We start from the raw sequence: 4,744 nt of genomic DNA, 5'->3' as shown, positions 1-4,744 counted from the left end.
GACCAACCCCCGCCGCCAGCGCCCGCCCCGATGCCGCTCCCGCAACCCGCTGACGACGGATGATCGGGGGCCGAGTCGGGTTCGTCATCGCCGCTCATCGAGCCGGGGTTCGCCAGATCTGCACCCACAGATTCGTGCCCCCCGTCGCCGAGACGACGCGTGCCCCGTCCGGCGCGAACGCGGCGGCCTGCCCGCCGCCCGACAAATGCTGGCGGGCGAGTTCGGCCCCGGTCTCCACGTCCCAGAGCCGAAGGGTGTTGTCGCGGGACGGCTCCGGCGTCCAGTCGTCGTTGAGGAACTGACTGCCGCTGCACGAGAGCAGCCGGGCGCCGTCCGGGGAGAACGCGACCGCGTTGATCTGACCGGCGTGCCCGATGAACCGCCGCGTCAACTCTCCGCGTTCCAGATCCCAGAGGCGGACCACCGCGTTCTCCGGGTCGTCCCAGCGACGTTCCTTCACCTGCACGGCTTCGTGTCCGGTGGCGAGCGTGCGGCCGTCCGGGGAAAGGGCGGCGGACTTGATCGAACTGTGCGGCCCGGAGAACCGCTTCTCCAATTCGCCCGTCGCCGCGTCCCACACGGAGATGCCGTCCTCGGCCGCGTGATGGACGGAGACGACCCGCGACCCGTCCGGCGTGAACGTCACGTCGTGCACCGCCCCGTAGCCGTTGCCCGTCGGCGGCATGTCGGCCCGCCAGAGTTCCTTCCCGGTCTCCGCGTCCCAGACCCGCACCGTCAGATCGCCGCGGTCCTTGCGAACCCAGTTGGAACTGCCGGAGGCGATCCGCGACCCGTCGGACGAGACGGCCAGACATGCGACGAACCCGGTGTGGCCCACGAACCGACGGAGGACCTCGCCGGTGGAGAGGTCGGACAGGATGATCGCGTCCTGCCGGCCGGCGGTGACGACCCGTTCGCCGTCCGGCAGGACGACGGCGGCGTCGACGCTATGGCCGTCATGCCCGTCCAAGGCCCGCTTCCGCCGACCGTTGCGGGAATCCCAGACGATCGCCCCGCCCGCTCCGCTCGACGACCCGCCGGTGACGAGCCGCGTGCCGTCCGGGGAGAAGGCGAGGGCAAGGATGAAGTCGGCCAGCTCCTCGATCCGCACGTCCTCGATCAGGCCGGGGAGCGCTTCGGCAGGCGAACCGGCGGGCTCCGCCGCTTCGGCCGGAGCGTCTTCGCCCGGCAGTTCCCACAGCCGCAGGGCGTAGTCGCCGGTGCGGACGGCCCGTTCGCCGTCCCAGAAGCCGCCGCCTCCGGTCAGGACGCGGCGGCCGTCCGGCAGGAGCGTGGCATGCAGGAGCGTCTTGTCCGGACGCCGGAGCCGCGCCAGTTCGGCCCCGCTGGCGGTCTCCCAGAGCGTCAGCACGTCGTCGAGGCCGCCGGTGAGCGCACGGGCTCCGTCCGGCAGGAAGGCGACGGCGCTGACGGCGTCGTCGTGGCCGCGGAACCGGCGGAGGATCGCCCCGTCGGCGGCGTCGAGCAGCGTCAGCCGTCCGCCGCTGTCGCCCGTCAGCAGCCGCGTGCCGTCGGGCGAGAAGGCCAGATCCATCGCGGCGCTACTCCCGACGTCCTGCTGAACGAGAACCTCGCCGGAGTCGAGGTCCCAGACGACGATCTCGCCGTCCCGGCCGCTGCTGTGCCAGCCGGTCGCCGCCCGGGCGCCGTCCGGCGAGAGGGCCAGACAGAGCGAACCGACGTCCGGCCCGGCCTCCGACAGCCGGCTCGGCGGATCAAGCGTGCGGATCGTCCGCCCGGTGGCGGCGTCGAGCACGACCGGCCCGCCCCGCAACCGGGCGGCCACGACCCGCGAGCCGTCCGGCGTGAGCGCGAGGTCCGAAACGAACTGGTCGCGGGCGTCGCCCGGGACGCCGATGCGACGGTCCAGGGCGCCGCTTTCCAAGTCATACCAGCGGACCTCCGCGGGGTTGATCGTGCCGACGATCGCAAACCGGCCGTCCGCCGCGACCACGACGGATTTCACCGCCGTCCCCGTTTCGATCGTCTTCAGCAAAGCGCCGGTCTGCACGTCCCAAACGCGCATCCGCTTCTCTTCGCTGCCCGAGACGGCCCGCCGGCCGCCGTCGTAGACGGCGATCGCATTGACCGCGGAGGCGTGGCCGGCGAGTTCGCGGACGAGCGTGAAGGGACTGTCGGGCTGCGGGACGTCCGCCGTTCCCGGCTCCGGCAGGCGCCAGAGGCGGAGGGCGTGATCGCCGTCGTCTCGCCGCAGCGTGCGGGGATCGCCGCCCGCGGAGAGCAACGCCCGCCCGTCCGGACTGACGGCCAGCCGCTGAGCGCCCGAGGTGAGCGTACTTCGACCGGCCAGCGCGGCGCCGGTTTGCGGATCCCACAGGCGAATCCCGCCGTCTCCCGAGCCGGACGCCAACCGCCCGTCCGGCAGGAATCGCACGTCCCGGGCGGCCGCGGGCGTGGGCAGGACGCGCAGCTGAGCGCCGCTGCCGGCGTCGAAGATCGGGATCATCTCCCGCGTGGTCGCCGCCGCGAGCCGGGTTCCGTCCGGCGAGAACCGGACCGCCGTCACCGCGGCTTTCTCCGGCGCGACGATCTCCTGAATCGCTGTGCCGTCGGCGGCATCGCGGATCACGATCTGCGGGACGTCGTTCGAGCAGGTCGCGAACGTCCGCCCGTCGGGGGCGAACTCCCCGGAGAACACCTGATCGTCCCCGTGTCGGAACTCGTATAGCCGCTCGCCGGAAGCGGCGTCGAAGACCCGGCCGACGCCCTTCTGACCGACGGCGAGCAGCCGGGCGCCGTCCGGCGAATAGGCCAGCCCGTGCACCAGCCCCGGCGGACCCTTCAACAGGTGCACCTGCTCTTTCGTCGCCAGGTCGATCACTTCGATCTCGGCCGTCGGGCGCGTGGTGATGTAGCCCAGCGCCGCCCGGGAGCCGTCCGGGGAGATCGCCACGGAGGACACCCAGTGCGGGCAGTCCCGGCGATAGATCTCAAGCCCGATGCCGACGTTCCAAAGGCGGAACGTTTTGTCGGATCCGCCCGAGGCGGCCTCGATCCCGTTCGGCAGGAAGGCCAGATCGCGGATCACGCCGGCGTGGCCGGAGAGCACGCGAACCGGCGTCAACTCGCCGGAGCCGGCCGACCCCGCCGTCTCGGCGCCGGCCAGCGTCCTCGACGCGTGGGCGCCGGCCGCGACCGGCGGCCCGCCGGCGTTACCGCCTCCCGCGTTCGCGGACTCCCACCGCACGTTCACCACCTCGCGGCCGTTGCGCCGCACGGTCACTAGTTCCGTGAACTCGCGGCCGTCCTTCGTCGCCTTCACCTTGTACGTACCGGGTTTGAGACGAATCTCGCTCAGCCCCGTGCCGGTGAGCACCACATCCTCGCCTTCGATCGTCACGCCGACGTGCGGATCGTCGGTGCGCAGTACCAGCGTGCCGTCGCCGCGGACCATTCGCACGATCGTGGGCACCACCTCCGTGACGCCGGTCGCCTCGGTGGTCCCGCCGACCAACAGGACGGCGGCAAGCGTCGCCGCGGCGAGCGCCCACCGCCCCCGCCGCGGCCCGGCGGGGGGAGCCACGAACGCCGGAACGGGCCCGGACCGCAGCGGCGGGCGGGCGGCGTCCGGGTTCTGCAACTCCGCCAGACGACCGCCCAGAACCGCGGCGACCTCGGCGGCGGTGTCGAACCGGTCCGCCGGGTTCTTCGCCAGCAACCGATCGATGATCTCCGCCAGCCACGGCGGGACGTCCGGGTTCGCCTCGCGGAGCGGGCGGGGGGACTCGTCGCAGACCCGACGCAGCACGGCGACGGTCGAGTTGCCCCGGAACGGCGGCCGGCCGGCGCACATCGCGTACAGAACGCTGCCCAGACTGAACAGGTCGCTGCGACAATCGACCGGCTTCCCCTCGGCCTGCTCCGGCGACATGAACTGCGGCGTGCCGGCGATCTGCCCGGTCCGGGTGATCGCCACGTCGTCGACGGCCCGGGCGAGGCCGAAGTCCGTCAGCTTCACCCGTTCCACGCCGTTCTCCAGCAGCACGTTGCCGGGCTTCACGTCGCGGTGAATCAGGCCCTGCCCGTGGGCGGCGGCGAGGCCGCCGGCGATCTGCGAACCGATCCGCAAGACTTCGCGGACCTCCAGCGCCCCCTCCTCGTCCAGCTTCTCCCGCAGCGATCGACCGGCGACGTACTCCATCACCAGGAACGGCGTCGGTCCGTCCGGTTCGACGGCGTGAATGGTGACGACGTGCGGATGCGTCACCGCGGCGGCGGCCCGCGCCTCCCGGGCGAAGCGGCGGCGGGCGGTGGGGTCCGCGGCCAGTTCCGGGGCCAGCGCCTTGATCGCCACGATCCGGTCCAGGTGCCGGTCGCGGGCTTTGAGCACCACGCCCATCCCCCCGCGGCCGACCGTCGCCAGGATGTCGTAGCCGCCCAGTTTCCGTGCGAAATCGGGAGCGGCGGCCTCTTCCTCTTCGATCGTCGCCCCCGCGCCGCCCGACGTCCCGCCCGCATCGGGATCTCCCACCACCGTGGCGCCGGCGTAGTCCGCGGCGGTGGGGTCGGACGGGGCCGATGCACGGGACGCCGCGGGTCGATCGAGGGGGCCGCCCGCCTTTCCATGCGAGGCCAGCAATCCCTCCACCTCCGCCCGCAGCGCCGGACGGCCGGCGCAGCGGTCGTCCAGCAAGGCGGCTCGATCGCTCGGATCGTCGAGTTCGACCGCTTGCAGGAACAGGGTCTGAACGTCGGGCGGGGG

General features: G+C 72.8%; 1 protein-coding gene. It reads right to left on the bottom strand.

Features of this window, described 5'->3' with window-relative positions; all coding sequences use genetic code 11:
- Positions 1-94: 94 nt before the first annotated feature.
- Positions 95-4,744, bottom strand: a 4,650-nt coding sequence (locus LzC2_RS20295) for a WD40 repeat domain-containing serine/threonine protein kinase (RefSeq protein WP_171189853.1), incomplete at its 5' end; no start/stop codon positions are given.

This window comes from Alienimonas chondri, assembly GCF_013036045.1.
GTDB classification, from domain to species: Bacteria; Planctomycetota; Planctomycetia; order Planctomycetales; family Planctomycetaceae; genus Alienimonas; species Alienimonas chondri.
Note: the sequence above shows the minus strand (reverse complement) of the source record. Positions and strands in the feature narration are given on the sequence as shown.